This is a genomic window from Desulfoplanes sp. (genome assembly GCF_054921335.1).
The window spans coordinates 14,764-41,125 of the sequence record NZ_JBUDSQ010000004.1; the positions used below are offsets into that span (position 1 = coordinate 14,764).

The window sequence follows — 26,362 nt, forward strand, 5'->3', positions numbered from 1 at the left end:
TGTTCAAAAAAACTGCTCCTGTGCGTACGCATGGGCCGGTATATGGCTCAGGCCGTGCACGACCAGCCATTATTCCTCCACTCGCACATCATCAGCCTGATCCCCAGTCCGTAATCCGCGGTCAGCGAGTGGAGAAGATTCCTTGTCCAGATGACTGTGCCAAGATAAAGGACTCCTTTTTGCAGAAAGGGATGCCCCTGTTCCAGGTCTCCTGAAATCCGGACGATGAGCGTATCCGATGGGTGGATGGGATACCCTGACTCGATATACAATCCGCCCTCGCTGAAATTGTACACGGTCCCTGGAAAGTTCCTGTTCCCGGGATGTTCGGTAATGGAGACAGGAACAAGACAGGCATTGCGCAGGTGTAAGCGGGGTAACTCATGCATGGCAAGATCCTTGGGCGTATGCGCAGTGTTCCGCGGATGTTTTGCTACCCTGACGGTAACGGGAATACTCCTCGGCCTTGAGCCTTTTGAACCGGGCATCGGGGATCAGGGGGCCCCGGCAGTGCATATTCCGGAAGAAAACGGAATAGATCAGTCCCAGTCCCAGTACGCAGAAGATGAAGATTGTAGTGTACATACCGGACTCCTTGAAAAATGGATGATTCGTTGGGGTAGCCAGGGTCTAGGAAAAAACGTGCCGGAAAAGGCAAATCCAATTATTCAAAAGGCTGAAAGGCCAGGGGCGGATGCTTGTCTACACTTGTCAGACACTTCCCCCAAAAAAAAGCCGTTCTGCTCTGAGCAAAACGGCTTTGTAGGTGTTGTGGCCGGATATAAGCTATCCCCCGTTCCGGTTATTTGGGGGCTGGTGGGGTTATTTGGTTTCCCCCGGAAGCGTGGGCTCGGGTCTCCATCTTGGCTCCACGATGATTTCCGCGGGAGCTGTTTGGGTGGTCACTGCGGCGGGTCTTGGGGGGGCAATGGCCCTGCCCGTGACTTCGAGAAGAAAGACGATGTCCCCCTTTTCCACCTCCTTGCTCGATTCCTCGATCTCCGCCAGACACAGAGTGCCACCGGGTGCTGGCGTATCTCCAACCGGGGGTTCATCAAGGGACTGGATGATCCTCCCCCACCCGATGATTTTTAGAAAAGCGAGATCCTCGCTCTGGATCCGCTCTGCAATGACAAAGAAGGCCGGGGAAAACACACGGGACGATGAGAAAAAACGCAGGGTTGTCCGGTCTTTCATGCTTGCGATATCACGGTTGTCTTCCAGGCGGATGATTTGACCGGCCCGGGATTTTTCGGGAATAAAAACCGATTTGAAGATCGCCTCTTGACGATAGTCCCTTGTCTGGGGGTCGAAAGTTCGCTCCACCCTTCCCAGGCCCGTAAACAGCCGTTCGGGCTGCAGGGAGACCGAAGGGGTGTCAATGGCACGCACCAGGGGGGCGTGACGGACATAATCGGTCCCAATGAGGGCCATGCCCTTCTGGGTGGCCTCATCCCAGAAAAGTTGCTCGATATTTTCATGGGCGGCAATCCGGGGGCCGGTCAGGGTGACAGTAACTTTGGCTGATTTAGAGATGGGTTCCGGATTGCCGGATGTCGTGAAATGGGTCACGCTCACCGGTTTGGGAGTGCACGCTCCAAGAAGGGCAAGAAAAAGAGCAGGGATGAAAAAACGTCGCATGGAAACCTCGCTGGGTTACGGTAGATACGATGGGGTCGCTCACCAAGAGGAGGGAACAATTAAGAGTTGAGGAAATGCGCGGGACACAGTAGGCAGTGGCAGGCTTCTTGTTGTCCACCGATGCCGGAACGGAACGATGTTTCCACTCCGACCGGTCTGCTGGATAAACGGCTCCATATGCTATGGCCCAGCATCCGGGATGTATTCATCTTTCTTGCACGAGCTCTATCGGACCCGTCAAGGTCCATATGGTCCGCTCCGTTTCCAGCTTTTTTTCCGAACTTTTTTCAAGGTCTCCCTATGCCCTTACTCTCTCTTGAAACAACCGTCTATACCATGGAGCAGCTCGCAGTGGTCCCTTCTGTCCAGGTAGCCATGGCTGGACGGTCCAATGTGGGGAAATCCTCCCTGATAAACTGTTTGGCTGGTCGAAAAAAACTGGCCAAGATCAGTTCCTCCCCCGGCAAGACCAGAAGTCTGAATTTTTACCGCGTCGATCCCGGTGGATTTTATCTCGTCGATCTTCCCGGATATGGGTACGCCCGGTGTTCCAAAAATGAAAGGGAGAAATGGCGTCAACTCATCCAGGCCTACATGGAGAAGAACCCGTATCTCAAGGCGGTTGTGTCACTGTTTGATTGCCGGCTGAGCCCTCAGGTTCTGGATATCGAATTGGCAAGATATGTTTCGAGCATGGGGGTCCAGCTGATACCGGTTTTGACCAAGGCAGACAAATGCAAACAGCGGGATAGGGCCAAGATACAGAAAAAATGGCAGAGTTTGCTCGATCTTGCCCACCCGCCCTTGTGCGTCTCGAGCAAAACCGGAATGAACAGGGACCGTCTGTGGAGCCTGTTGGGGGCGGCCGCCGGGGTCAATTTTGATAGCGAAAAGAAAGTGTAGAAGGGGGGGCAATGGCCCATCCATGAGCATGGGATCGGCCCGGGAATTCTTGGTCCCGGGAACGGCCGCCGGCCCCAAATCCATCTCTAAGCGGAGAGCAAGGGGTCCTTACTGGATTAGGCTGGCGACCATGAAAAGTTTTTTTGCTTCTTACATTCTGTAATTATTGGTTAAAAAAAGATCATTCCCAAAAACCTTCTCCCAAGTTTTCTTGACTCATTTTTCCTTTCGCGTATAGATTTCCCAGTTTTTGACCAAACATTTTTACGGTTCCATTATCTGTTTCAAGGAGGAATATATATGCCCGTACATGTCGTTGATCATCCACTTGTCAGGCACAAGCTCGGGATCATCCGCAGGGACGATGTGACCACGAAGAACTTCCGGGCCCTGGCCTCGGAAATTGCCAGACTTCTTACCTACGAGGCCACCAAGGATCTCGAGATGGAAAAGAAGACCATCAAGGGGTGGGCCGGACCTGTGGAGGTGGAGGCCATAAGGGGAAAAAAGATAACCGTTGTTCCCATTTTGCGTGCCGGATTGGGCATGCAGGACGGTGTCCTGGATCTGATTCCGGGGGCCAAGGTGAGTGTGGTCGGGTTCTATCGCAATGAAGAGACACTGCAGCCGGTGGAATACTATGTCAAACTGGCCAAGGATATCAAACACCGTATCGCCCTGATCCTCGACCCCATGCTCGCGACCGGAGGAACCCTCCTGGCAACCATCGATCTGCTCAAGAAGGCGGGATGCAAGAATATCAAGGGCGTTTTTCTCGTGGCGGCCCCGGAAGGGCTCAAGAACCTCGAAGAGGCCCACCCGGATGTCGAGGTCTATGTGGCCGCGGTCGATGACCATTTGAATGAAAAAGGATACATCATTCCCGGTCTCGGCGATGCCGGAGACAAAATTTTTGGAACGAAATAGGCCTGTTGGCCTATTTTTTTTTGGCTGTTGCAATCCTCTCGCAGAGCTGTTGAAAAATGGAGACTGTCAAACCAGATCATTCTGACAGTGCTCAGGCGTCATGCTGGATTTGACCCGGGATCTTTTGCGATACGGTTCATTCCGATGCCGGGATGAGGTCATGACAGTGCGTCCGGATCGCTGACACGCTTGACGGAGTTTGTGGTAAAGGCCCCAATAACCGAAGCGCGGTACGATTGGTGACATGTTTTTCCTGTAACTTACCTGTAGATCCCACCAGAACGGGATAGAAATGGAGGTAATGATGGCTGAGAAGATTTCGACCGAATATGATTTTCGGGTCAAGGACTGTCTGCTGGGCGGACAGATGCTTTTTGTGGCTTTTGGAGCCCTGGTACTGGTCCCTTTGCTCACGGGACTCGATCCCAACGTAGCCCTGTGCACTGCAGGGGCGGGAACACTTGTTTTTCAGCTGGTCACCAAACATAGTGTGCCCATTTTTTTGGCCTCCTCGTTTGCCTTTATCGCCCCGATCATCTACGGTGTGCAAACATGGGGGATTCCTGCGACAATGTGCGGTCTCGCTGCTGCCGGGATTTTTTATGTCGTGCTCAGTATGTTCATCGCCTGGCGGGGAACAGGGGCCATAGAACGCCTGTTGCCCCCGGTCGTTACCGGGCCGGTGATCATGGTCATCGGACTGGTTCTTGCGCCGGTTGCCGTACATATGGCCATGGGGAAGACCGGTGATGGGGCCGCGGTTTTGGTGCCGGAAAAGACCGCCCTTATTGTATCCATGGTTTCCTTGACCACAACGGTGGTCGCTTCCGTTTTCGGCAAGGGAGTCTTTCGACTTATCCCCATCCTCTGCGCCATTATCATTGGGTATGTGACCTCTTTTTTTATGGGGATCGTGGATTTCACCGAGGTGGCCAAGGCCCCCTGGTTTGCGGTGCCCAACTTCACCCTCCCCGAATTCAATTGGCAGGCCATTTTGTTCATCGTCCCCGTGGCCATTGCCCCGGCCATCGAGCACTTTGGGGATGTCATCGCCATCAGCTCGATTACCGGCAAGAATTATCTCAAGGAACCCGGCGTGAACCGGACCATGCTTGGCGACGGACTGGCCACCTTTCTGGCCTCGTTTTTGGGCGGCCCCCCGAACACCACCTACTCCGAGGTTACGGGTGCCGTGGCCCTGGTCAAGGTCTTCAATCCGGCTATCATGACCTGGGCGGCCATCCTGGCCATCGCCCTCTCTTTTGTGGGCAAGGTCGGGGCCTTTTTGCACAGTATCCCGGTCCCTGTCATGGGCGGGATCATGATCCTCTTGTTCGGCACGATCATGGTGGTGGGGATCAACAATCTGGTCAAGGCCCAGATCGATCTGATGAAGGCCAGGAATCTGGCTATCGTCGCCCTGATCGTCATATTTGGTGTCGGCGGCATGGCCTTTTCCGCCGGCCAGTTCACCATCAAGGGGATCGGTCTGGCCGGTATCCTCGGTGTTGTGCTCAACCTTGTCCTGCCCGGAGGGGAGCGGTAACCCTCCATTTTCGATTCTGCACGGTGCTAACAAAAAGGGCGGTGGGGGTACACCGCCCTTTTTTATGTGGAGCCGTTGCGTGCAAGAGAGTGGGAGAGGAAGGGAGACCTATTCTTATGACCTATCCGTGTGACCTAAAAAAAGGGTTCGCAAAATTTCTTCTGCAAACCCTTGATTTATATGGTCGGGATGGCGCGATTTGAACGCGCGGTCTCTGCGTCCCGAACGCAGCGCTCTACCAAACTGAGCCACATCCCGTCGAGGAATGATTCTTTAGATATTTTCTTGAAAGAATGCAAGAGGAAATATCTATTGTAATTGGTGAAATAATTTTTTACGACCCACTAGGAGTGTTCTTCGCGAATAAGGCCCTGCTCGGGCATAAAAAACATCCGATCCTGTCCGGCCGGCGGGGAATCCATCCGGGAGGACTTGCCTTTGGGCCGCAGTGGTGTTTTTCTAATCTGGTTTTTTGCATCATTCCGACGGGGATTTGTGTATTCGGATACGCAAGAACGACCGAACCCAGGGCCACCATTCCTTTTTGGGGGGTATGGAAGCATGATTTTTTTCGTGTCAATTGTTTAGACCGGGATAGGGATACGTGAATACGACAAAACCAGAATCCAAAGAGCCCCAAGCATTGCACGGTGCTGTCAGACAAAAAAACGCGCCAACGAGGATCCTTGTTGTCGATGATGAACCTGGGCTCAGGGAAATCTGCGAAGAGGCCCTCACGGAGAGCGGGTATGATGTCGTCTGTGTGGAGTCGGGGCAGGACGCACTGGACTACTTGGATCAGAACACTGCCGATCTGGTGCTTTCAGATTTCCGTATGCCCAACATGTCAGGCTTGGAACTCCTGGAAAAGGTCAAACATGCGGGCATGGATCCGGATTTTTTGATCATGACCGGTTTTGGGACTATTGAAACGGCTGTTGAGTGCATCAAGATGGGTGCGGCCGACTATCTTCCAAAACCTTTTAATATCAGACACTTGCTCCTGAAGGTCAAGAAGGTGCTCAAGGATAGGAGTGACCGCCTGGACAGAAAAAAACTCTCCAGCCTGGTGCGCATGCTCAACCTGAGCAACGCATTGAACGTGCAGCTGGATCTGTCTGCCCTGGTCCAGGAATTTTTGTTCCATGTGCAGAAGAATTTCAATCCGGACAGCATTCTCTTCCACCTTCCAAATTCCCTGTCACTCAATCGGGTTACCGTCCGCGGCGCCCTCCTCAGAAAGGACAAGAATCTTTTTGTCTGGCTGAACAAGGTATGTGACACCGTGAAACACAAGGGGCAGTCCAAGATCATCGACCGTTCATCCGTGCAGTCCGAAACCGACCGGCTCCCCTTTCCTGCCCATGAATTCACCTATTCAATCATGGTTGTCCCCCTGGTCCAGTACTCCCAGGAAATTGGAACGATTGCGGTTGTGCGCACCGAGGACAAACCCGGCTATTCGCCGACCGACCTGCAGTTGTTGACGGTTTTTTCGTCCCATATTGCCTCCTCGCTGCAGAACGCGCGGTTGTATACCAAGATGAAGGCCCTGAACACGGAGGTCATTGGATCCTATGCGCGGGCCGTGGAGGCCAAGGATATCTATACCCGTGGCCATTCCGAGCGGGTGGCCAAGTATGCCCGGGCCCTTGGGCAGTCATTGGGCTTGTCTTCCGCTGAGCTCGAGAGTCTGTATATGGCTGGAGTGCTCCATGATATCGGCAAGATAGGTATTCCCGACAGCGTCTTGAATAAACCCGGCAAGCTGACCACGGAGGAGTACGGGGTCATGAAGTCGCATCCCCAGGTCGGCCGGGACATCCTTGCCCGGGTCACGAGTTTCAAGGAGATTCTTCCGATTGTCTACTACCACCATGAACGCGTGGATGGGAACGGGTACCCGGAAGGATTGGCCGGGAGCGAGATCCCCTTTTTGGCCCGGGTTGTCAGTGTCGTGGACAGCTATGAGGCCATGACCTCGGACAGGGCCTATCGCAAGGCGTTGCCCGCTGGAACGGTCCGTTCCATTCTCGAGCAGGGAGCAGGAACGCAGTGGCAGAGTGACCTCGTTCGGCAGTGGCTCGTTTTGCTGGAAGACGGTGGCCTTGCCGGCCTGTGATAATTTTTGTCAAAATGGATGCCATCACTCCCCCGGCGGTGTTCCGCTCGATTTGTTGTGAAAAAGGAGGATACTTCGATTGATCCGTGTACTTGTTGTTGATGATTCCGCCTTCATGCGCAAGGCTATTAGTACGATGCTGGACAAGGACCCCGAGATCCAGGTCATTGGGACAGCAAGAAACGGTGAAGAAGGCGTTGAGAAGGTCCGGCAGCTCGATCCCGATGTGGTGACTATGGACATCGAGATGCCCAGGATGGACGGGCTCACGGCCCTCAAACACATTATGATGGAGATGCCCCGGCCGGTCCTGATGATCAGTTCGTTGACCACCGATGGTGCCGAGGCAACTCTCAAGGCCATGGAAAGGGGGGCGGTCGATTTTATAGCCAAACGGCTTTCCCTTGTCAGCCTCGATATCGTCAGGATCGAGGCTGAATTGCGGGCCAAGGTCAAGGCCGTTGCCAAACGGCGGATGCGTACCGTTCTCCCTCGGATCAGAAAGGCCACATCCACGTCTGTTCGCAAACCTGTCGTGCCCAAGGTTCGAGGACGCAAAAGCGTTGTCCGTGATATCGTGGCCATAGGGGTGTCCACCGGCGGACCTCCCGCGGTCCAAAAGATTCTTTCGAAACTCCCTGCCGATTTTCCCGCCTGCATTCTCATTGCCCAGCATATGCCAAAAACCTTTACCGGTCCCTTTGCCAAGCGGCTTGATGACGCGAGTCCACTGGAGGTCAAGGAGGCCGCACCCGGGGATGTGGTCAAACCCGGCAAGGTCTTTATTTCTCCGGGCGGTTCACACATAAAAATCCGTCAGAGGGTGACGCACATTGATGTTGTCGTCGAAAACGAACCCGTGGATGCCCTGTACAAACCTTCGGCCAACGAGCTCATCGGGTCCGTGGCCCAGGGGGTGGGGCGTCGGGGGCTTGGGGTCATTCTCACCGGCATGGGAAGCGATGGCCTGGAAGGTATCAGACAGCTCAAGGAACGTGGTGGTCACGCCCTGGCACAGAGCAACGAGACGTGTGTGGTCTACGGAATGCCCAAGGCCATTGTCGAAGCGGGGCTGGCCGACAATGTTGTCGACCTCGAAGACATGCCATGCTCCATCCTGGATGCCCTGTATTGAGCATGGGGCGGGGTCGGTGTAACGTGGTACCGTTCGTGTGACAAACAGGTTGCCAGGATATTCCGGTCCTGTACGGCCCATGCCCAACCCATTGTTTTTTTCTCGCCTCCCGGGGCTCGAAAAAACGGGCAATCCGTGAATCGTCCCTACAAATCTATCGGGAATGATTGTGTTTATGACTGTTTTTACCGGGAATTGCTGACAGGTTGCCGTATTTTTTTTATCGGAGCTACATTGACCATAGATGACGAGGTGGGGGGCGGAATGGATTGTGACCAGATGTTCGAATTGCTGAAAAGCGAGGATCCCGATCTGCAGCGGGAGGGGGCGTTCATGGCCGGGGAGGAGATGAGCAAGGCGGCCATCCCCTTTCTGTCCGCGTTGCTGACAAGTCCCAATCTCGGGGTCCAGGACGCTGCCGACATGTCCCTGCGCAAGATCGGGGGGAGGGAGGTCGTCGAAGCGGTCATTCCATTGCTCCGTAGCGAGGATGTGCCCATCCGTAATCTGTCCATGGATATACTCCGTCAGATCGGTTCCCAGAATATTGAACCGATCATTGCCCTGCTGAAGGACGAAGATCCCGATATCAGAATTTTTTGTAGCGACATTCTCGGTTCCACGGATGACTACATGGCCGTGCACCCTCTGTGCGGATCACTGGTCCACGATACCGAGATCAATGTCCGCTATCAGGCCGCTGTCAGCCTTGGAGAATTGGGTAAACCCGAGGCCACGGAATCCTTGAACAAAGCCCTGGGGAACGATGACTGGGTTAATTTTGCGGTCATCGAGGCCCTGATGAAGATACGGGACGAGGCCTCGATAACTGCGCTCATGGGAGCCTTGGACAAGAGTTCGGAATTGGTCGCCTCGATCATCATCGATGCCCTTGGCGAGATCGGCCAGATCCGATCGGTTCCCGTACTGGTCAAATACCTGGGCAAGGCGGCTCCGGTACTCAGGAACAAGACCCTCAAGGCCGTGGTCAATATCATGGGCTCCAAGGCATTGTCGTTTTTGTCCAAGGAGGAGAAAACGGATTTTGCCGCGTACCTTATAGCGGCCGCTGATGACGAGGACCAGGAGATCCAGGATGCGGTCATCGTTGGGCTGTCGAGCCTTGGTGGGGAGGATGCCTTCCAAAAGATTTTTAGTCTGGCGACCGGGATCGATCCCGAGGTGGAGCCCGAACGCTATGCCCGTGCGATCAATGCCCTGGTGTCTATGGGGTTCTCACCTGTCCTGCATGACGGCTGCCGTAGTGATGATGAGAGGAATTGCCGGGTGGCCGTCGAGGTTCTCATTCGGCTGGGGACGCCCGACGCCGCCGGTGAATGCATGGACGTCTTTTGGGACAAGGGCCGGGATATCCAGCGGGCCATTGCCAAAGGGATCGCCAATACCGCGTTCGAGTCGGCCAAGCCGTTTTTTTCCCGGGTTCTCAGAGACGCGACTGACGGTGATGTGCTCAAAAGCGCACTGACCTTTTTGGGCAAGAGGATGCGCTCCGACGATGTCCTCGATGAGATCGTCCCCTTTCTCGATCACCGTTTCAACGACGTCAAGGATGTTGCCCTGGACGCCTGTGTGACCATTGGTGGAGAAAAGGCCGAGGCCGTTTTCAAGTCCATGGCCAACCAGGATGATCCGGTCAAGAGAATGATGGGACTCTACGGACTCGGCAAGCTCGATATCGTCTGCGATGTGGACCTGTTTGAACAGGCCCTGGACGACGGGGTCGTGGATGTCAGAAAAGTGGCCATGGAGGCATTGGTCAGCCTGTGTGCGTCCCAGCCCGATGTGCTTTCCAGGGTCCTTGCGAGGATGATCGACGACGAGAGCGAGGAGATCAGACGAAGCCTGGTGGATCTTGTCGGCAGTTCGGGATGTCCGGGCGCTGTTCCCTTTCTGGTCCGTGCTCTGGATGACGGGGATGATTGGGTCAAGATCAGGGCTATAGAATCCCTGGGAAGACTGGGAAGGGAGGAGGCCATTCCCTCCTTGATCGTTCTCTTGGGATCTTCTACCCCGCTTGTCGGTATCAAGGTCGTCGAGAATCTTGGACGCATCGGTGGAGAAAGGGCCTTTCAGGAGCTCCTCAGGGTGCTGGAAACCGACGACCAGGACCTGCAGGAGGCTGCCGAGCGAGCCCTTGATACGATACAGGCCCAGAATGGCGGAGAGATTTGATGGGCTCGCTGTTTGCCACGTCCATCTCGGTAAAGAAGCAGATAACGATCAGGGACGAGGAATTTTTTCTCCTGCGTGACTTTATCTATGACAAATGTGGGATTTTCGTAGCGGACAACCGTAAGTACCTCCTTGAAAACCGTTTGCTGAACCGGATAAAAGCCTTGGGGTTGAAAAACTATGGTGAGTATTACTATTATCTCAAATACGATCGGGGGGCATCCGCCGAACTCTCGTCCCTGTACCGGGTGGTCACCACGAACGAGACCTCCTTTTACCGCAACCCGCCCCAGCTCAAGATCCTTGAAAACGGCCTGCTCCAATCGTTGAAGTCCCTGGAGGAGAAAAACGGCTCACGAGAACTGCATATCCTGTCCGCGGGGTGTTCGACAGGCGAAGAGCCCTATACCCTGGCCATGATTATTCGGGAGGTATTTGGTCCCAGGTTGTCATCTTTCCGGGTGAGCATCACTGCGGGTGACCTTTCCGAAGGGGTCCTTGCCAGTGCGCGGAGAGGAGAGTACTCGGAGTACGCATTGCGGACGACGCCGGCACATATCGTCGACAAGTATTTTTCCCGGATTTCCGGCGGAAGATACAGGGTGAACGATGAGATCAAGAAGATGGTTTCCTACCGGCAGGTCAATCTCAAGGACCGGTGGAATCTGCGCACACTGCAACGCTCTCAGATCGTTTTTTGCCGTAATGTGCTCATTTATTTTGACGATCCCATGAAGAAACAGGTAATAAGCTGTTTCTACGACAATCTGCTCCCGGGGGGATATCTTTTTATCGGTCATTCCGAGTCGTTGCACAATATAACACCTGCCTTCACCCCCAAGCATCATCCAGGGGCCATTGTGTACCAAAAAAAGGAGTAGCCGTGACTGCCAGTGAAAAGGACCGCAGGAAGTTCAAGCGCCTTTCCAAACAGTACAAGATGGAATTGAGCGAATTCACTTTTCCTTTGACGGACATGGTCCCTTTCGAGGTAACCGGGGTTGATATCAGCGAAGGGGGATTGGCTGTAAGATGTTCAGACCATTTTCAGACGGGCCAAAAGGTCCAGGTAAAAATATGCATTCCCCGTCTGAACAAGTACCATCCAGGTTTTTTCAAGGTATTTGAGAACGACTTGGGCCAATATATTACCGCTGTGGCTGAAATCGTCTGGTCCCGGCATGGGGAGGGCGGAGAGGCTGTCATGCTCGGTCTCGAGTTTGTGGATGTTTATGAGGATGACCTCAAGGCCCTCAACAATCTCATCAGGGATGGGTTGGAGTGATTTTTGTCCGGATCGAAGCGCTTACTAATGCTTGGAGCAAGAGATGACCAAACATATACTTGTTGTGGATGACTCGAAAACCGTCCGGAATCTGGTCGCCTTTATCCTCAAAAAGGAGGGGTTCAAGGTCACGACCGCTGAAGATGGGCTGGATGGTTTGGAAAAATTGTACTCGTATGGTGAAATACACCTGATCGTATCGGATGTGAATATGCCCAGAATGGATGGGTTCACGTTCATCAGAACCGTTCGTGAGCAAGACGGATGCCGGGATCTTCCTATCGTCGTCCTATCCACCGAGGGGCAGGAAAAGGACATCCAAAAGGGGATGAATCTGGGGGCCAATCTATACATGGTCAAACCGGCTCAGCCCGAAAAGTTGGTCCGTAACGTGAAGATGCTTCTGGGGTAGTGGATGGTTTTTGTTGGGTGGTGAATGTAGGACAAATTGTATTGCTGGGCACTATGAGGAACGGTCATGAGCCAAGAATTTATGGATCCTGAAATTTTCGCCGAATTTATTGTCGAGGCTCGCGAACATTTGGAGAATATCGAACCTTCATTGTTGGAGCTTGAAAAATCACCGGACGATCCCGGACTGCTCGATGATATTTTCCGCCTCATGCATTCTATGAAGGGGGCCTCGGGGTTTCTCGGGCTTGCCCGGATCAATGGTTTGACCCACAAGGCCGAAAATATTCTCGATGAAATACGCAAGGGCAATATGCAAATGACGCCCGACATTACCGACCTGGTCTTGGTGTCCACCGATGCGATCAAGACAATGATCGAGAATCTCGAAGAAAACGGTACTGAAGGTGATGTCGAGACCGCTTCCGTTATCGAAAAAATCGATGGCATGCTCAATGCTACCCAGGAGCCCTCTGCGTCTGTCGTCCACGATAAGCCTGCCACTGCGGTCGAGGAACATGTGCCCCAGCCCAACGTCCCGGAAGAGCAGGGAACGGTCGGCGACAGGGATGATAGGGGGGCGGAGCAGGAAGAGCGGGCGGAGCAAGTCGGGTACGACCTCACCCTGGTCAATCAGGACCATCTCGGAGATTTTCTCGAGGAGGCCCGGGAGATTGTCGAACAGCTCAATGATAAATTACTCACCCTCGAACAGAACCCGGAAGCGGGCGGTGATATCGTCAATGATATCTTCAGGTTTTTTCATAATCTCAAAGGCAATAGCGGCATTATCGGATACAAGGAGCTCAATGGGTTGACCCATGAAGCGGAGACCTTGCTAAACAAGGTCAGGAAGGATGAGATCGCTGTTTCGCAGGGCATTGTGGATCTGCTTCTCGAGGTGGTCGATGCCATGGATGAGCTGCTTGCGAGCATCCAATTGGATGGCCGCGTCATCCCGGTAGATGTGTCCGCCAGTACCGAACGTGTCCGCCATCTGTTAAAAACCGGCGAGCTTCCTGCTGTTGCCAGGGAAGAATCCGTTTCCAATGAGCGTGAATCCGGAAAAGAAGAGCCGGCAGACGGGAAGAAACCTGAAGGAAACGAGGAGGTTCAGGGCGACTCTGCATGGGATCCTGAGGATCTGCAGATTTTTTCACAGACCGTGGCGCAGCAGCTGGGGAATATTAATTTTGCCCTGAATGCGCTGGAAGAGGACAGTGCGCAGCCACAGATCGTGGACGGATTGTACCGTTCTTTCGTGAGCATCCAGAACGCTTCGGGATACATGGGGTTGCAGGAGATCAGCGAGTACGTGGCACGGAGTGCTGGGCTGGTCGATCAGGGGCGATCCTCGGATATGGATTTTTCGGCCCTGACCGATATCCTGTCCCAGGAAAAGGACATTATCCGGGAAAAAATAGATAACGAGATCCAACGGGCCGGAGGCCCCCCCCTGGAGCAACTGGTCACATCCTCATGGGGACACGAGCAGGACCCGTCGAGTGGCGGAGAGGAGAAGCCCCTGCCCGAAGCCCGGGAAGAAGACACGCCGGCCGCGGCCGTTCCCCAGGAAGGCAAAGAGGCCAAGGAATCGCCACCCTCTAACGTACCAGAGGCTCCTCCCGTCGAGGAGCAACGTCAGGGATCGGGTTCTGCGCCGCCGTCCAAGAATGTTCCCAAGCCGTCTCCACCAAAGACTTCCGCCCCTGCCCCCAAGGAAGGAAAAACCAAGAACGGGCAGCGGGCCAAACTCTCTTCGACGATCAGGGTCGATCATACCAAGCTGGACCATCTCATGAACCTCATCGGCGAATTGATCATCAACCGCAATCGGTTCGCCATGCTTGCCAGAGGACTCGAAGAGGGACAGGACGTGAACGAGGTGGCCCAGAAACTCAGCGAAACGACCTACTCGGTGGGCCGGATATCCGACGATCTGCAGGATACGATCATGAATGTACGGATGGTGCCCGTCCAGTCCGTTTTTTCACGGTTCCCCCGGTTGGTGAGGGATTTGAGCCAAAAGAGCGGTAAAAAGGTCGAATTGATCACCGAGGGCGAGGATACGGAGCTGGACAAGAGTGTGGTCGAAGAAATCGGCGACCCCCTGGTCCATCTGATCCGGAACGCCGTGGACCATGGTATCGAATCCGCCGGGGACAGAGGGGGGACAGAAAAACCGGAAAAGGCCACTGTGTGGCTCCGGGCCTTCCACAAGGGAAATTCCGTGGGTATCGAGGTCGAGGACGACGGCAAGGGGATCGATCCGGAAAAAATGCGTTCCCAGGCCGTCCGGAAGGGGATTATCACCGAGGAAGAGGCCCGGACCATGGACGACCGGGCATCCATAGAGCTCATGTTTGCCCCGGGCTTCTCGACGGCGGACAAGATCACGGATATTTCCGGCCGAGGTGTGGGAATGGATGTGGTCCGTAATAACATCAAAAATCTCAAGGGAAGCATAGCCGTGCAGTCCGACCTGGGCAAGGGAACCCGTATCACCTTGACCCTGCCACTGACCCTGGCGATCATTGACGCGTTGATGATCAAGGTGGATGGAGCGATCTATGCCATCCCCCTGGACGCCGTCTCCGAAACGACAAAGATCGAGACAAAACGGTTGAACGAGGTCAATGGCCAGAAAGCGGTTACCCTGCGGGGGGAAGTTCTGGGCTTGGTCGAACTGGCCGAACTGCTCGGGGTACCCTGTCACGAGGGGGAACGCGATCTCCTGCCCACGGTGATCCTGACTGTGAACGACCGGCGTCTGGGCTTGGTCGTCGATACCCTGCTCGAGCGACAGGACGTGGTCATCAAGTCCTTGGGGGATTATCTTGGAGATCTCCCCGGCATTTCAGGGGCGACGATCATGGGCGACGGGAGTGTCGTTCTCATCCTTGATCCGCACGAAATATACCGTATGGCCACATCACGGGCCGGTATCTAGATGTAGTTATCCCGAGAGACGGAACAAAAATACACAAAGCCCCTGCGCACGAGAAGATGTTTCTTTGCGCAGGGGCTTTGTCGTGTAGACAAGAGGGAAATGCGGCCGGTCAGCCCCAGAAATAAAGGACCAGGGGGGCGATGACCAGACGGTAATAGGCAAAGGGGCGCAGGGATATTCTCTGGACCAGGGAGATGAACACCTTGACTGCGGCCCAGGCCGATAGAAAGGCGAACACAAAACCTATGCCCAGGACAAGGATGTCCCCACGCTCGAAAAGGGTCCAGTGGGAGAGGAGGTCGAAGCCCGTTGCCGCGATCATGATAGGGACCGCTGCAATAAAGGAATATTCTGCGGCCAATTTGCGGTCGGCACCCAGGAGCATCCCCCCGAGGATGGTCGAGGCGGACCGCGAAAATCCCGGCCACAGGGCCAAACATTGGAAGCACCCTATGCCCAGGGCCAGCTTGGGGGTTATGGCATCCAGGGAGGTGAATTTTTTGGTGATGGACATGCGTTCAACGGCAAGGATGGCCAGAGCCCCTATGCCCAGGGCCCAGGCAACCGTCTGGGGGGTGAACAGATACATCTTGATCTCGTTGTGGACCAGAAGTCCGAGAACCGAGGCCGGAATGGATGTCAGAACGAGCAGGGTGATCCCTCGGATACCGGTGAACGATCGCTCGGGATCGGGACGCAAAAGACCCAGAAAGGTCGGCCAGTACAGGACGACAACGGCCAGAATGGCCCCCAGCTGGATGAACACCTCAAAGACATCGGCCTTGAGCCCGGTGAATCCGAGCAGGTGTCCGCTGATGATCAGATGACCAGTGGAGGAGACCGGAAGAAACTCGGTCAATCCTTCGATGATTCCAAGAATGATGGCGGAGAGTGAATGGTCCATATTTACAGTATCTTGGCGAGAAAGCTCTGTACCCGCTCGTTGTTCTGGTTTTGGCTGAAAAAGTCCCTGGCCTCGCCCTCGGCAATGAATCCCCCCTGTTCCATGAAGATGACCCGGTCCGCAATCTCCCGGGCGAAACCCATCTGGTGGGTGACCACGATCATGGTCATGCCCTCGATGGCCAGGGAGCGGATGGTCTCGAAAACCTCGCCCACCAGTTCCGGGTCCAGGGCCGAGGTCGGTTCGTCAAAGAGCATCAGTTTCGGGCGCATGGCAATGGCACGGGCAATGGCCACCCGCTGTTTTTGCCCCCCCGAGAGTGTGGCCGGGAACACGTCCTTCTTGTCGTCGATACCCACCTTCTTGAGCATGGTCATGGCGACGTCCCGTGCTTCCTTGTGGGACTTTTTCTGGACGGTCAGGGGCCCTTCCATGACGTTGCCCAGTACGGTCATGTGCGGAAAGAGGTGGAAGTGCTGGAAGACCATGCCGATTTCTGAGCGGAGCTTGCAGATGTTCGCTGGTTTGTCCAGGACCATTCGCCCCTTTTTGTGCACGTATCCGACTTCCTTGCCCTCAAAGAGGATCGCTCCGTCGTCGATCTCCTCCAGAAAATTGATTGCACGGAGCAGGGTCGATTTACCCGAGCCCGACGGACCGATGATGACCAGCTTCTCGCCGGGATTGATTTCCAGTGAAACGTCGTCCACTGCCGTGAGCGAACCGAACCGCTTGACGATATGGGACAAACGGATGAGCGGGGCGGGATTATCGGTTTTCATAGGCTCCCACGATGGCTTCGATTTTTTCAAAGATCACCGTAAACACCGATGTCATGGCGAGATAGACCATGGCGGCAAGAACGAGGACCGTGATGTTGAAATAGGTGTTGAAAAGCAGGTCTGCAGACCGCATGAGTTCGACCATGGCGATGGTCGAAACCAGGGCCGTGTCCTTGATCAGGGCGATGAATTCGTTGCCCACCGGGGGCATGAGCCGTTTGTAGGTCTGCGGAATGATGATTCTTCGCATGGACTGTGCGTAGGTCATGCCCAGGGCCTTCGCCGCCTCGGTCTGGCCGTAGTCGATGCTCTGGATGGCCCCCCGGATGATTTCGGCCAGGTAGGCCGAGTAGTTCAGGGATAGCCCCATAATGGCTGCTGTGATGGGTTTAAGAGTCAGCCCAAAGGTGGGCAGTGCATAATAAATGAAGAAGAGCTGGAGGAGAAGCGGGGTGCCCCGGAAAATCCAGATGATGAACCAGCACAGCACGTTTAGGGGCTTGAAGGAACTGATCCTGCCCAGGGCTATGAGCAATCCACCGATGGGTGAGATGAGAATGGTCAAAACAACCAAGAGCAGGGTCATGACCGTGCCCTTGGCCAGGGCCGGGAGGAATTTGACGGTATCCAGAAAGAATTGGACGTAGAGGGGCCGGTCAACCTGATCGATGGCCGCCAGAAAGTTCGTGGCCTCGGGATTGTCCGGATACACGGCCAGGACTTCCAGGCAGGCATCGGTGGCTTTTTCGTAATTCTTGATGGAAAAGAACATGCGGGCGAGGAGCATGCGGCTTTGGACAAAGCTGCCGTCGTCACCCTTATCACCGGGAGCCGGCACCTGGTGCAGCACGTTGGTGGCTGTCTGAATATCCCCGATGCTCAGGGCATTTCTGCCCTTGATGAGCAGTTCGCTCGGGCTTTCAGCCAGACACGGTGCGCTCCATGCAAGGGATACCAGAAACAAGAAGACGAGCAGGAGCGGTTTCGCATGCCTGCCCGTCACGGGGATCTTCGTTGTGTTATGCCTCAAGACAATTCCCTGCGTTGTTGCTAAAAAATGAGAAAAAACGGGTTCCCCATCCCCAAATAAGGACGAGGAACCCCAGATTTCACGCAATCGGTTTCGCAACCGGGACGTGGATATCTCCTACCAGGTTGCGGGATTGGTCAGGTCTTCGGCAAACCACTTTCTGGAGATTTTGGCAGTTTCGCCGTTGGCGACCAATGCGTCGATGGCCTGCTGAACTTTCTGGCGCAGGGTGTTGTCGGACTTGCGGAAGGCAACGCCAAAGGGTGCCTTGGTGATGAATTTGGGAAGAATTTTGTAGACACCGGGTTTTTTGGAAATGATGTCCCGGGCAGTAAGGTTGTCCAGGACCACGCAGTTCAGCCGACCGGATTCCAGATCGAGCATGGCCTTGGGGTTGGTTTCGTACTGCTTGAGCGCAGCCGGTTTCTCAGGCAGGGCCTCAATGGCCTTCATGGCGGTGGAGCCCTGCTGGATGCCCACGATTTTGCCCCCAAGATCAGCGGGAGTCTTGATGGAATTGTTGGTCATGACAACGGCAGCTACCTGGCCATCCATCATATACGGTTTTGAAAAACTGACTTCTTTTTCTCGTTCCGGAGTGATGGTCATGCCGTTCCAGATGCAGTCGAACTTGTTGGCTTTCAGCGAGGGGATGACGCCCTTCCAGGCAGTGGGGATCCATTTGATGGTGACGCCGAGTTTTTTACCCACGGCTTCGGCAAAATCGATATCGAAACCGTATAATTTGCCGTCGGCCTTGCGGAAGGCCATCGGGGGGAAATCATCGTCCAGGCCGATACGCAACTCGCCGTTGGACTGGATCTGCTGCCATGAATCGTCGGCAGCCTGAGCGGTGCCAACCAGGGCCAGGAAGAACAGGGGAACGAGGATCTTGAGCAGGGTTTTCACGGGGCCTCCTTGGTGGTTGAAAAAATTGTGTCGTTAGCAGGGATAGAGCACACCAGAATACGCAGGTACATGCAAAAAAAAACGGTCGCCTCAACGCGATCCCAAAAAGTGATCCGGCTCTCGAACATTGTTCCTTCCCCAAGGGCGACAGGGATGGGTATCTATTCCGACAAACCATGCAGGACGACGCATCCAGATAGCCGAAGGGGGGCCAAGTTGCAAGTGGAGATATGGTTCTGTACTTTTGCAAAGGGACTGCGTATGAGACGCGCAACCAATAACCACGTCCCATGAGGAGGGAATACATGGCAACTATAATGCCCGAAGGAAAACAGCTCCGTATGGCTGTGGAGTGGATCGAAGAGAATAGGTCCCGGGGGGGGGAGATCAAAACGTTGCTCCGGGATGTTGGAATGCGTTTCAATCTCGGACCCGAGGATGAGCGCTATCTCTATCGGTTGTATCTGGAAAAGGATGAGGCCGAGTCCTGAACCAAGAGTATTTTGAGATACAGGGCGTTGGAAACAGAAGCGATTTCTACCCGGGAGCTTTGCCCCCATGCTGGGACAAAGATTCTGATTGGGAACTCCACCTTTGAAACCGGTTGTAGTTGAGGAGACCACGTTCGTGTCTATTTTGCAGCGTCAGATCTTCAAGGAGCTGGTGACCATTTTCAGTGTCTGCCTGGGCGCGGTCCTCGTTGTCCTGCTCATCGGCAGGCTTTTGCAGATGCGGGAGCTGGTCATGGGGCAGAATATTTCCTTGTTCGATCTTGGAAAACTCTTTGCCTATTTGAGTCCTTTTTTCTTGAGCCTTCTTATTCCCGTATCCTGTATGCTTGCAATTTTTTTGACGTTTTTGCGTATGGGCACCGACCGGGAACTCATTGCCCTGCGGGCCGGAGGACTCGGCGTATACCGTTTTTTGCCCGGCCCTGTGCTTTTTTCTGTGCTTGGGGTCTTGGGGTGTGCGGTGATGACCCTATACGGGATCTCCTGGGGTATGGACCATTTTAGGCATACTGTTTATGAACTCGCCAGGACCAAAGCGACCCTGCGGCTACAGCCCGGCGTGTTCAATCACGAATTTTCCGGACTGACCGTTTTTGCCCTCCGGGTCGATCCCGGGACCGGGGAGATGGAAAGGGTTTTTGTGGAGGACGGGACCGACCCCGGAATGCGGACAACCATTGTCGCTCCCAGGGGAAGGGTCACCTCTGATCCGGTGTCCGGGAAGATGGCTTTTTTGCTCAATGACGGTACCATATACCGTTATACCAAGGACGAGATCAATGAGATCGGCTTTGAGCGGTATCAGGTCAAGATGGATCTGAGCGCACTCCTTTCGGGGGTCAAAGGACTCGGGGACAAGCGGATCAAGTTTCTGTCCATGGATGAAATCGAATCCCGTTTGGACCGGTTGGGATCGCAAACGGACAGGGACCGACAAAAACGGCGGGATCTCACAAGCGAATTGTACAAGCGCTATGCCCTGCCGGTTGCTTGTTTGGTACTCGGACTTTTTGCCATCCCCCTGGCCTTCTTGTTCCAGGGGATGAACAGACAGTATGGGCTTGTGCTTGTTCTCGGTTTTTTTATGCTCTACTATTCCCTATTTTCTCTTGGTATGGTCCTTTCCGAGACAGGGGACCTCGGACCTGCCTTGGCCATGTGGATGCCCAACGTGGTCTTTGCCATATTCACCATTGGTGGTTTTGTTCTCGTGGCCCGTGAGAAAAACATGAATGTTGCCGTGTTTCTAGGTCCTTTGCTGCGGTGGACCGGGCATCCAAAACAACGCGAGTCCCATGAGCAATAGGATTCTGGTCCGGTATCTTATCCGGCAAAATCTCTTTTACCTGGCCCTGGTTTTTGGGGCGGGCATCGGTATATACGTTCTTATCGAACTGTTTGACCGATTGGATGATTTTTTAAAGGCCAATGTCGATGGTCCAACGATCGTGTGGTATTTTGTCGCCAAGACCCCCCTGATCGTCTCCCAGATTTTTCCTGCGGTCTTTTTGCTCGCCCTGCTCGTGCAGTTCAGTCTGATGCACCGCAATCGAGAAATTATCGCCCTGGCCTCCTGTGCTGTGCCTTTTGCTCGGATCGGCAGGATCGTTCTTGTCTACGCCCTGGTGTGGACGGGGATTCTATTCCTTTTTTCCCAGATTCTCGGGACGGCGGGATACGACACGGCGCACCGTATCTGGAAGGAGGAGGTCCGGAAAAAACAGCTCTCGCGTCAGGTCGTGCATGATCTATGGTTCAGGGAAGGGCGGGAAATCATCCATGTCAAGCGGTTCCAGCCGATCACGGGCAAGGGAAGGGGGGTGGTGGTCTCCACCCTCTCCGTGGACGGTGATGGGGTGGAGCGGATCGTTGAGGCGGATTTTGTCAACGTCGTTGATCGTACATGGAGGCTGCGCGGTGTGGAGTTGATCCAGCTGAAAACATTCATGCGGGAGCGCAAACGACGGCTCGACCTGGAGCTGGCTGTGGATCCCCGCTCGTTTGTCACTCTTGAGCGCGAAAAAGCCCCCCAATATCTCAGTTACTGGCGTCTTGCCGGGATCGTAAAAGGGCTGGGAGAGACAGGGTCCAATGTCGAAGGGCTGGCAACCGCACTCTATAGCAAGCTGTCCTACCCCTTTTCGTTGGTGGTCATGGGGGGGGTGGCCATTTTGTTGACCCTTGCCATCTCCAATATCTATGGGTGCGTCCTTGCGGGGCTGCTATGTATTTTTGTCTATTATGTAGCCTTTGTCCTGGCAACGGCGGCTGGGGAAAGCGGAATGCTCCCACCCATGTTGGCCGCATGGGCGGCCAACATGGGTTTTGGGGGAGGACTCGTGTCGGTTTTTGGCCTGCTGCAATGGCGACGACGGCTATGAATGGATCAGGGATGTCTTTTTTCGGGGGAGAGTTTTTTTTTCAGAACGACGACCAAAGCAATCGCCGAACCGAGAAAGAGCGAAATGTATAAAAGACATTTCAAAAACATGACAGACCTCCTTATATTGAGGGGTAGTGGTTGGTCGAAAGGTGGATTACTCGGTTTGGGAAGGATCAAGTTCCACGAGCAGAGCGTCCTGACTGGAGGGATCTGTTATGGCCACGAATCCACCCGCGCGGTCGATATATACGAGGTTGGACTCAATCTCCTCGAAATCCTCTTCGTTAACAATGGCCCTGTCTGCCTTGTACGCGTGCATTTTGCCCCCATTTGTCGTTTGTATTCCATTGTAGAAAAATTATTTGGATCAGAATCTATCCGCTCCAACAGTCTGAAATCAAGACTAAAACCAGGCTCGCAAGCAATGCGCTGCAGAAATCGGAGACATGCCTGCCCGCCGTCAAACAGTGAACAAAACTATGCAACTACCTGGGCATTATCTCGGAGCGGTCAACACCGGCAGTGATCCTTTGAACTGGGCGAGGGAATATTCCTTGGAGATCCGCTCGGACGGATCCTATGCCTTGTACATGAAGGATGGGGACGGGTTCGTCATGATGGCCCACTCAGGTACTTCGGGCAGAGCGTTTGCCGACTTCACCATCAAGAACGGATTCGATTGTCACGAGATCCATGCGGACATCAAGGATATCGATTCTTTTTTTGCCGCCGAGTACCGCCGTGTCATGGAAGAAAGGATGGGAACATAGTCCCTGAATCCGTCATCCGGGGGCTTTTCAGACCTGTCGTCCTTCCGGGCCTATATCCACCGCAAGGTCCGTGTGCCCGTGTTTTTGTATCATCAGAGCCCGGATACACCCCCGCCAGGCATCCTCGCTTTTGCAGATATTCTTGACCGATGTTTTGATACGTGGGTTGTCGGATTGCTGGAAGAAAATGAAAAATTTGCAGTTGGCTGAAAAGGGACACATGGATTTTTACCTAGTAGACATCTTGTTTGGATAAGAGAACGAACCATTGACCAGAAGTGGAACACTTAAAGAATAGCGGTGAGCGAATCAATGGTTTTTCGGACCTCTGCCCGGTTTTTTCTGACCCATGTGTTCCCCTTTTCCCGGAGGAGCTTGGCGAGAACCTCCTTGGCCACATTGTCTTTGAGACGGTTGCCGGAACATACGCGTGTGCTACCGATCACCCCGACAAGGTCCTGTGGTATTTTTTGTTGCATCTGCCCGCTGTCCTGGATGTGGGAGGGTGAAAAAAACACGGGAAAAGGGAACCCCGATAGAAAAGAATCTGCCAAAGAACGCGGGGCTTTTCAATAGGATGTTCCCCCCCGGTTCCTGTGTATATGGGCCCGGGGAAGAGGGAGAGGGGGATCGCCGGGGTGTTTTCTGCAAGGGATGTTTGCACAAAGATGCTTTTTTTTACTCCGGATTTGGGGTAGGGGGTATGCGTTTTTGTACTACGAATCTACCCAAGGAGGTAACGGCACGATGAAGGCTTGTGAAGACGTTCTACGCGATATGGATTTCGAATTTTTTGCCACTGGTGAGTATGGAATGAGCATGGCTGAGGCACTGCCTCTTGTAAACAATGACCATTTCTTTTTTCTCGATGTCCGGGCTACGGAGGAGGTCGACTACATGGGGTTTGCTTTCGCCAAGCACATTCCTCTTGAGCAGGTCCCTGACCGGCTGGATGAAATTCCCCGCGACAAGTTCATCATTCCCTTTTGTGCCACGGCGTTCCGTGCGGCCATGTGTTACCTCTATCTTCTTTCCAAGGGATATGAGGAGGTCAAGGGAATGACCTCGGGGACCGACGCCATGGCCGCGGCACTCAAGCCCGGTGCCTTGGCAAAGATTATCTCGTAATGGTTCCGTGCGCCTTGTAAACCATGTCTACAGGGCGCACAACCAGTATGAAACCGGGTTCTCCTGCATGGCCCGAAAACAAGGAGTTTTGCATGCGGTTTATTGATACGGTCGACATACAGGGCAAGCGTCTTCTTATCCGTGTGGATTACAATGTTCCCTTGAGCGACGGAATGATCACGGACGATAACAGGATCAGGGCCAGTCTGCCGACCCTGGAGCTCGCCCTGGAGCAGGGGTGTTCCCTGGTTCTGTGTTCACATTTGGGAAAACCCAAGGGAGAGGTTGTCCCTGGGCTCTCGTTGGCTCCTGTGGCCCGGCGTCTAGGTGAACTCCTCGGGCAGGAGGTCGGCATGGCCCCTGATTGCACCGGTGGTGCGGCACAAAAAATGGTCGAGGGGCTGAATCCGGGGGGCGTGCTCATGCTGGAAAACCTTCGGTTCCATGCGGGGGAAAAGCAAAACGATCCAGCGTTCTGCCACGAGTTGGCACAAGGGGTGGACGCATATGTCAATGATGCCTTCGGGGTCTCCCACCGTGCCCATGGATCGGTGGTCGGCGTGCTCGAGCATGTCGACCAATGCTGCGGCGGGCTTCTGCTCAAAAAGGAGTGGGAGTATCTAGGGGAAGCATTGAAGGATCCCAAGCGTCCCTTTGTGGCTATAGCCGGGGGTGCCAAGGTCTCCTCGAAGCTGGGAGTCCTGCAGACCTTACTGGATAGGGTCGATCGCATGCTCATTGGTGGTGCCATGGCCAATACCTTTATCAAGGCCCAGGGGTACGGTGTGGGGATATCGAAGGTGGAGGACGATCTCCTGGACGAGGCCCGGGCGATCATGGCCAGGGCCAAGGAACGCGGCGTGGGGTTGTATCTTCCTGTCGATGCTATCCTTGGGGATGGGCCCCATGGGGAGATGACAGCGGGAGTATGCCCCTACCAGGACGTCCCGGACAAAGAGATGATCCTCGATATCGGACCGGCCACCTCCGCCCTGTTCGCCGAGGGCATTCGGGATGCGGCGACCATTGTCTGGAATGGTCCCATGGGGGCGTTTGAAAACAAGTTTTTCTCGCAGGGGTCCTTCAATCTCGCCATGGGTGTGGCCCAGTCGAACGCCCTGAGTATCGTCGGGGGCGGAGATACCGATGCGATCATCCATACTCTGGGTATTGAAGACAAGATTTCCTTTATCTCAACCGGGGGGGGGGCCTTTCTTGAATTCCTCCAGGGGAAGGAGTTGCCCGCCTTCAAGGCACTGCAGGACAAGGAGGTACAATGAAAAAAATCATGGCTGCCAATTGGAAGATGTTCAAGACCCACGCGCAGGGTGTGACAACGGCCAAGAAGCTCATGGAGCTTGTTGACGGGAGCATTCCCGGAGACAGAAAGGTTCTTGTTATCCCCCCGTTCACCCTGCTCCATGGGGTGGGACAGGAGCTTGCGGGGCGCGAACAGGTCTTTTTGGGTGGTGAAAATTTTTACCCGGCAGACCAGGGCGCTTTTACCGGTGAGATCTGCCCGGATCAGCTTCTCGACCTTGGGTGCGCGTATGCCCTGGCCGGACACTCCGAACGCCGCCACGTCCTGGGAGAAACCGACGGATTCGTTGGTGCCAAGGTTGCCTTTGGGGTGCAAAAGGGACTCACGATGGTCCTGTGTATCGGAGAAACCCTCGAGGAGCGCAAAAACGGCCGGGTCAAGGAAGTGCTTTCCCGGCAGCTTGAAAAGGGGGTTGCCGGACTTGGGTCCGGCGCGGATCCCGAAAAATTGGTTGTGGCGTATGAGCCGGTCTGGGCTATCGGGACCGGTGAGGTCGCCGGCCCCGAGGAAATTCTGGATGCCCATGCCCTGGTACGGGAGAAGCTCTTGGCTCTCTTTCCGGAAAACGGGGAACAGCTCGGTATACTCTACGGTGGGTCCGTCAAGCCGGACAATTGTGCCCCAATCATCGGGCTTGACAATGTCGACGGGGTACTGGTAGGTGGCGCGAGCTTGGAAGCTGAGAGCTTCAGCCGGATTGTGCTGGCTTAATATTCTGATAACAATAACTTTTTTGTATAAATACAATCTGGGCATTATCCCTTTACCCCCCATGGCTTCCTTGCATGGGCTCCGGTATCAACATAGGGGGAGTCCGGTGGTTCAGGAGGTCCTACTTTGGGTTCATTGGTTATTACCATCCATATTATCGCATGTATCGCATTGGTTGTTCTCGTCCTTCTGCAGTCTGGCCAGGAGGGCATGGGGGTCATCTTCGGTGGTGGGAGCACCTCCCTTTTCGGGAGTAGCGGGGCCGGTGGTCTCTTGACCAAACTCACCGGAGGGGCCGCTGCGATCTTTTTTGTCACCTCGTTGACCTTCACATATATGAGTACGGCCCAGCACCAGACCCCCAAAGAGTCCATCGTTCTCGATGCCCCTGCGCCATCGGCGACACAGGCACCAGCCCCCGTTGTACCCGCGCCTGAAAAAAAAGTGGCTGATGATAAAAAAAATGCTGGACAAGGGGAAGCGAAATCCGTAAAAGCTGCTCCTGCTGATGCGGTGCAAGACACTGAAACAGCGAATGATCCTGCCAAGGAGTAAGTCAGGATGATGCAATGCCGAGGTGGTGGAATTGGTAGACACGCTAGCTTGAGGTGCTAGTGGGTTAACACCCGTGGGGGTTCGAGTCCCCCCTTCGGCACCACGCCATGAAAAAGCCGTCTGAACATTCAGGCGGCTTTTTTTGTGCTGGATACAGCGCCAGGAGCGACCAGCTTTTCCAATCTTCGGGAGGTCCATTTTCTACTTGGGACCATTCTTGATGAACTCAGGCAAACAACGTATG

Annotated in this window: 27 protein-coding genes and 2 tRNA genes; 19 read left to right on the plus strand and 10 right to left on the minus strand. The window is 54.4% G+C overall.

All coding sequences use genetic code 11. From position 1 onward, the window contains the following. Window positions 1-47: 47 nt before the first annotated feature. The 3 genes from ACY692_RS01730 to ACY692_RS01740 form a co-directional block, all read right to left on the minus strand. Complete coding sequence (locus ACY692_RS01730) at window positions 48-389, minus strand: PilZ domain-containing protein (protein WP_462323604.1); 342 nt, start codon at window positions 387-389, stop codon at window positions 48-50. Next, window positions 382-585: a hypothetical protein gene (locus ACY692_RS01735; protein ID WP_462323605.1), complete on the minus strand. Its 204-nt coding sequence runs from the start codon at window positions 583-585 to the stop codon at window positions 382-384. Before ACY692_RS01735 ends, ACY692_RS01730 begins: the two co-directional genes overlap by 8 nt. 237 nt (window positions 586-822) lie before the next feature. After that, entirely contained in the window at window positions 823-1,641 is an 819-nt protein-coding gene (locus tag ACY692_RS01740; protein ID WP_462323606.1) for a hypothetical protein, read from the minus strand. A 300-nt stretch (window positions 1,642-1,941) separates the two neighbouring features. Between ACY692_RS01740 and yihA the strand changes: the two genes are divergently transcribed. The 3 genes from yihA to ACY692_RS01755 all read left to right on the plus strand — a co-directional run bounded on the left by yihA (window position 1,942) and on the right by ACY692_RS01755 (window position 5,017). Further along, window positions 1,942-2,544, plus strand: coding sequence for a ribosome biogenesis GTP-binding protein YihA/YsxC (gene yihA, locus ACY692_RS01745; RefSeq protein ID WP_462323607.1), 603 nt, complete (start codon window positions 1,942-1,944; stop codon window positions 2,542-2,544). Between the two features lie 300 nt (window positions 2,545-2,844). After that, window positions 2,845-3,471 carry a uracil phosphoribosyltransferase gene (upp, locus tag ACY692_RS01750; RefSeq protein ID WP_462323608.1) on the plus strand — a complete coding sequence of 209 codons (627 nt, stop codon included), beginning with the start codon at window positions 2,845-2,847 and terminating at the stop codon, window positions 3,469-3,471. 304 nt (window positions 3,472-3,775) lie between these two features. Further along, window positions 3,776-5,017 carry a uracil-xanthine permease family protein gene (locus ACY692_RS01755; protein ID WP_462323609.1) on the plus strand — a complete coding sequence of 414 codons (1,242 nt, stop codon included), beginning with the start codon at window positions 3,776-3,778 and terminating at the stop codon, window positions 5,015-5,017. Window positions 5,018-5,198: 181 nt separating this feature from the next. Here the strand turns inward: ACY692_RS01755 and ACY692_RS01760 are convergent. Further along, window positions 5,199-5,275, minus strand: a tRNA-Pro gene (locus ACY692_RS01760). A gap of 346 nt (window positions 5,276-5,621) precedes the next feature. Here ACY692_RS01760 and ACY692_RS01765 point away from each other — a divergent pair. The 7 genes from ACY692_RS01765 (at window position 5,622) to ACY692_RS01795 (ending at window position 15,113) form a co-directional block, all read left to right on the plus strand. Then, complete coding sequence (locus ACY692_RS01765) at window positions 5,622-7,139, plus strand: GAF and HD-GYP domain-containing protein (protein ID WP_462323610.1); 1,518 nt, start codon at window positions 5,622-5,624, stop codon at window positions 7,137-7,139. A gap of 79 nt (window positions 7,140-7,218) precedes the next feature. Next, window positions 7,219-8,274, plus strand: a complete 1,056-nt coding sequence (locus ACY692_RS01770; RefSeq protein ID WP_462323611.1) for a protein-glutamate methylesterase/protein-glutamine glutaminase — start codon at window positions 7,219-7,221, stop codon at window positions 8,272-8,274. A gap of 234 nt (window positions 8,275-8,508) precedes the next feature. Further along, window positions 8,509-10,467: a HEAT repeat domain-containing protein gene (locus tag ACY692_RS01775; RefSeq protein ID WP_462323612.1), complete on the plus strand. Its 1,959-nt coding sequence runs from the start codon at window positions 8,509-8,511 to the stop codon at window positions 10,465-10,467. Continuing rightward, the gene (locus ACY692_RS01780; protein ID WP_462323613.1) at window positions 10,467-11,348 is read left to right on the plus strand and encodes a CheR family methyltransferase; all 882 of its coding nucleotides are present in this window, start codon (window positions 10,467-10,469) and stop codon (window positions 11,346-11,348) included. Before ACY692_RS01775 ends, ACY692_RS01780 begins: the two co-directional genes overlap by 1 nt. A gap of 2 nt (window positions 11,349-11,350) precedes the next feature. After that, complete coding sequence (locus tag ACY692_RS01785; protein ID WP_462323614.1) at window positions 11,351-11,752, plus strand: PilZ domain-containing protein; 402 nt, start codon at window positions 11,351-11,353, stop codon at window positions 11,750-11,752. Window positions 11,753-11,795: 43 nt separating this feature from the next. Next, window positions 11,796-12,164, plus strand: coding sequence for a response regulator (locus tag ACY692_RS01790; protein ID WP_462323615.1), 369 nt, complete (start codon window positions 11,796-11,798; stop codon window positions 12,162-12,164). Between the two features lie 66 nt (window positions 12,165-12,230). Continuing rightward, complete coding sequence (locus ACY692_RS01795; protein WP_462323616.1) at window positions 12,231-15,113, plus strand: Hpt domain-containing protein; 2,883 nt, start codon at window positions 12,231-12,233, stop codon at window positions 15,111-15,113. A 109-nt stretch (window positions 15,114-15,222) separates the two neighbouring features. Here the strand turns inward: ACY692_RS01795 and ACY692_RS01800 are convergent, their stop codons facing one another. From ACY692_RS01800 to ACY692_RS01815, 4 genes are all read right to left on the minus strand, one after another. Continuing rightward, window positions 15,223-16,017 (minus strand): undecaprenyl-diphosphate phosphatase, encoded by a 795-nt coding sequence (locus ACY692_RS01800; protein ID WP_462323617.1) that lies wholly within the window; start codon window positions 16,015-16,017, stop codon window positions 15,223-15,225. A gap of 2 nt (window positions 16,018-16,019) precedes the next feature. Beyond that, complete coding sequence (locus ACY692_RS01805) at window positions 16,020-16,799, minus strand: amino acid ABC transporter ATP-binding protein (protein WP_462323618.1); 780 nt, start codon at window positions 16,797-16,799, stop codon at window positions 16,020-16,022. After that, on the minus strand, window positions 16,786-17,802 hold the full coding sequence (locus ACY692_RS01810) for an ABC transporter permease subunit (protein ID WP_462323619.1): 1,017 nt from the start codon (window positions 17,800-17,802) through the stop codon (window positions 16,786-16,788). The genes ACY692_RS01805 and ACY692_RS01810 overlap by 14 nt, the downstream gene beginning before the upstream one ends. A gap of 144 nt (window positions 17,803-17,946) precedes the next feature. After that, entirely contained in the window at window positions 17,947-18,738 is a 792-nt protein-coding gene (locus tag ACY692_RS01815) for an amino acid ABC transporter substrate-binding protein (RefSeq protein WP_462323620.1), read from the minus strand. Window positions 18,739-19,043: 305 nt separating this feature from the next. Here ACY692_RS01815 and ACY692_RS01820 point away from each other — a divergent pair, with 305 nt between their 5' ends. From ACY692_RS01820 to ACY692_RS01830, 3 genes are all read left to right on the plus strand, one after another. Then, the gene (locus tag ACY692_RS01820; RefSeq protein ID WP_462323621.1) at window positions 19,044-19,229 is read left to right on the plus strand and encodes a hypothetical protein; all 186 of its coding nucleotides are present in this window, start codon (window positions 19,044-19,046) and stop codon (window positions 19,227-19,229) included. Between the two features lie 136 nt (window positions 19,230-19,365). Continuing rightward, complete coding sequence (lptF, locus tag ACY692_RS01825; RefSeq protein WP_462323622.1) at window positions 19,366-20,556, plus strand: LPS export ABC transporter permease LptF; 1,191 nt, start codon at window positions 19,366-19,368, stop codon at window positions 20,554-20,556. Further along, window positions 20,546-21,631, plus strand: coding sequence for an LptF/LptG family permease (locus ACY692_RS01830; RefSeq protein WP_462323623.1), 1,086 nt, complete (start codon window positions 20,546-20,548; stop codon window positions 21,629-21,631). Before lptF ends, ACY692_RS01830 begins: the two co-directional genes overlap by 11 nt. Window positions 21,632-21,787: 156 nt before the next feature. Here ACY692_RS01830 and ACY692_RS01835 read toward each other — a convergent pair whose 3' ends face one another. Then, a complete protein-coding gene (locus ACY692_RS01835; protein WP_462323624.1) occupies window positions 21,788-21,952 on the minus strand; it encodes a hypothetical protein in 165 nt (54 codons plus the stop codon). Between the two features lie 160 nt (window positions 21,953-22,112). Between ACY692_RS01835 and ACY692_RS01840 the strand changes: the two genes are divergently transcribed. Continuing rightward, window positions 22,113-22,403: a hypothetical protein gene (locus tag ACY692_RS01840; RefSeq protein WP_462323625.1), complete on the plus strand. Its 291-nt coding sequence runs from the start codon at window positions 22,113-22,115 to the stop codon at window positions 22,401-22,403. Between the two features lie 287 nt (window positions 22,404-22,690). On the opposite strand, the gene ACY692_RS01845 is transcribed toward ACY692_RS01840, so the two are convergent. Continuing rightward, entirely contained in the window at window positions 22,691-22,882 is a 192-nt protein-coding gene (locus ACY692_RS01845; protein WP_462323626.1) for a hypothetical protein, read from the minus strand. A gap of 268 nt (window positions 22,883-23,150) precedes the next feature. On the opposite strand from ACY692_RS01845, the gene ACY692_RS01850 reads away from it, so the two are divergent. The 5 genes from ACY692_RS01850 (at window position 23,151) to ACY692_RS01870 (ending at window position 26,221) form a co-directional block, all read left to right on the plus strand. Then, window positions 23,151-23,531 carry a rhodanese-like domain-containing protein gene (locus ACY692_RS01850; RefSeq protein ID WP_462323627.1) on the plus strand — a complete coding sequence of 127 codons (381 nt, stop codon included), beginning with the start codon at window positions 23,151-23,153 and terminating at the stop codon, window positions 23,529-23,531. A 92-nt stretch (window positions 23,532-23,623) separates the two neighbouring features. Next, window positions 23,624-24,811, plus strand: coding sequence for a phosphoglycerate kinase (locus ACY692_RS01855; protein WP_462323628.1), 1,188 nt, complete (start codon window positions 23,624-23,626; stop codon window positions 24,809-24,811). Then, complete coding sequence (gene tpiA, locus ACY692_RS01860) at window positions 24,808-25,563, plus strand: triose-phosphate isomerase (protein WP_462323629.1); 756 nt, start codon at window positions 24,808-24,810, stop codon at window positions 25,561-25,563. The genes ACY692_RS01855 and tpiA overlap by 4 nt, the downstream gene beginning before the upstream one ends. Window positions 25,564-25,689: 126 nt before the next feature. Next, entirely contained in the window at window positions 25,690-26,118 is a 429-nt protein-coding gene (gene secG, locus ACY692_RS01865) for a preprotein translocase subunit SecG (RefSeq protein ID WP_462323630.1), read from the plus strand. Window positions 26,119-26,134: 16 nt separating this feature from the next. Beyond that, window positions 26,135-26,221 (plus strand) — tRNA-Leu (locus ACY692_RS01870). Window positions 26,222-26,362 lie beyond the last annotated feature (141 nt).

Coding starts and splice junctions, on each gene's coding strand:
- ACY692_RS01855 (WP_462323628.1), top strand. CDS start 23,624: ATGCGGTTTATTGATACGGTCGACATACAGGGCAAGCGTCTTCTTATC.
- ACY692_RS01780 (WP_462323613.1), top strand. CDS start 10,467: ATGGGCTCGCTGTTTGCCACGTCCATCTCGGTAAAGAAGCAGATAACG.
- ACY692_RS01845 (WP_462323626.1), bottom strand. CDS start 22,882: ATGCAACAAAAAATACCACAGGACCTTGTCGGGGTGATCGGTAGCACA.
- yihA (WP_462323607.1), top strand. CDS start 1,942: ATGCCCTTACTCTCTCTTGAAACAACCGTCTATACCATGGAGCAGCTC.
- ACY692_RS01800 (WP_462323617.1), bottom strand. CDS start 16,017: ATGGACCATTCACTCTCCGCCATCATTCTTGGAATCATCGAAGGATTG.
- ACY692_RS01790 (WP_462323615.1), top strand. CDS start 11,796: ATGACCAAACATATACTTGTTGTGGATGACTCGAAAACCGTCCGGAAT.
- ACY692_RS01755 (WP_462323609.1), top strand. CDS start 3,776: ATGGCTGAGAAGATTTCGACCGAATATGATTTTCGGGTCAAGGACTGT.
- ACY692_RS01795 (WP_462323616.1), top strand. CDS start 12,231: ATGAGCCAAGAATTTATGGATCCTGAAATTTTCGCCGAATTTATTGTC.
- ACY692_RS01835 (WP_462323624.1), bottom strand. CDS start 21,952: ATGCACGCGTACAAGGCAGACAGGGCCATTGTTAACGAAGAGGATTTC.
- ACY692_RS01730 (WP_462323604.1), bottom strand. CDS start 389: ATGCATGAGTTACCCCGCTTACACCTGCGCAATGCCTGTCTTGTTCCT.
- tpiA (WP_462323629.1), top strand. CDS start 24,808: ATGAAAAAAATCATGGCTGCCAATTGGAAGATGTTCAAGACCCACGCG.
- ACY692_RS01850 (WP_462323627.1), top strand. CDS start 23,151: ATGAAGGCTTGTGAAGACGTTCTACGCGATATGGATTTCGAATTTTTT.
- upp (WP_462323608.1), top strand. CDS start 2,845: ATGCCCGTACATGTCGTTGATCATCCACTTGTCAGGCACAAGCTCGGG.
- ACY692_RS01830 (WP_462323623.1), top strand. CDS start 20,546: ATGAGCAATAGGATTCTGGTCCGGTATCTTATCCGGCAAAATCTCTTT.
- ACY692_RS01840 (WP_462323625.1), top strand. CDS start 22,113: ATGCAACTACCTGGGCATTATCTCGGAGCGGTCAACACCGGCAGTGAT.
- ACY692_RS01805 (WP_462323618.1), bottom strand. CDS start 16,799: ATGAAAACCGATAATCCCGCCCCGCTCATCCGTTTGTCCCATATCGTC.
- ACY692_RS01735 (WP_462323605.1), bottom strand. CDS start 585: ATGTACACTACAATCTTCATCTTCTGCGTACTGGGACTGGGACTGATC.
- ACY692_RS01820 (WP_462323621.1), top strand. CDS start 19,044: ATGGCAACTATAATGCCCGAAGGAAAACAGCTCCGTATGGCTGTGGAG.
- ACY692_RS01740 (WP_462323606.1), bottom strand. CDS start 1,641: ATGCGACGTTTTTTCATCCCTGCTCTTTTTCTTGCCCTTCTTGGAGCG.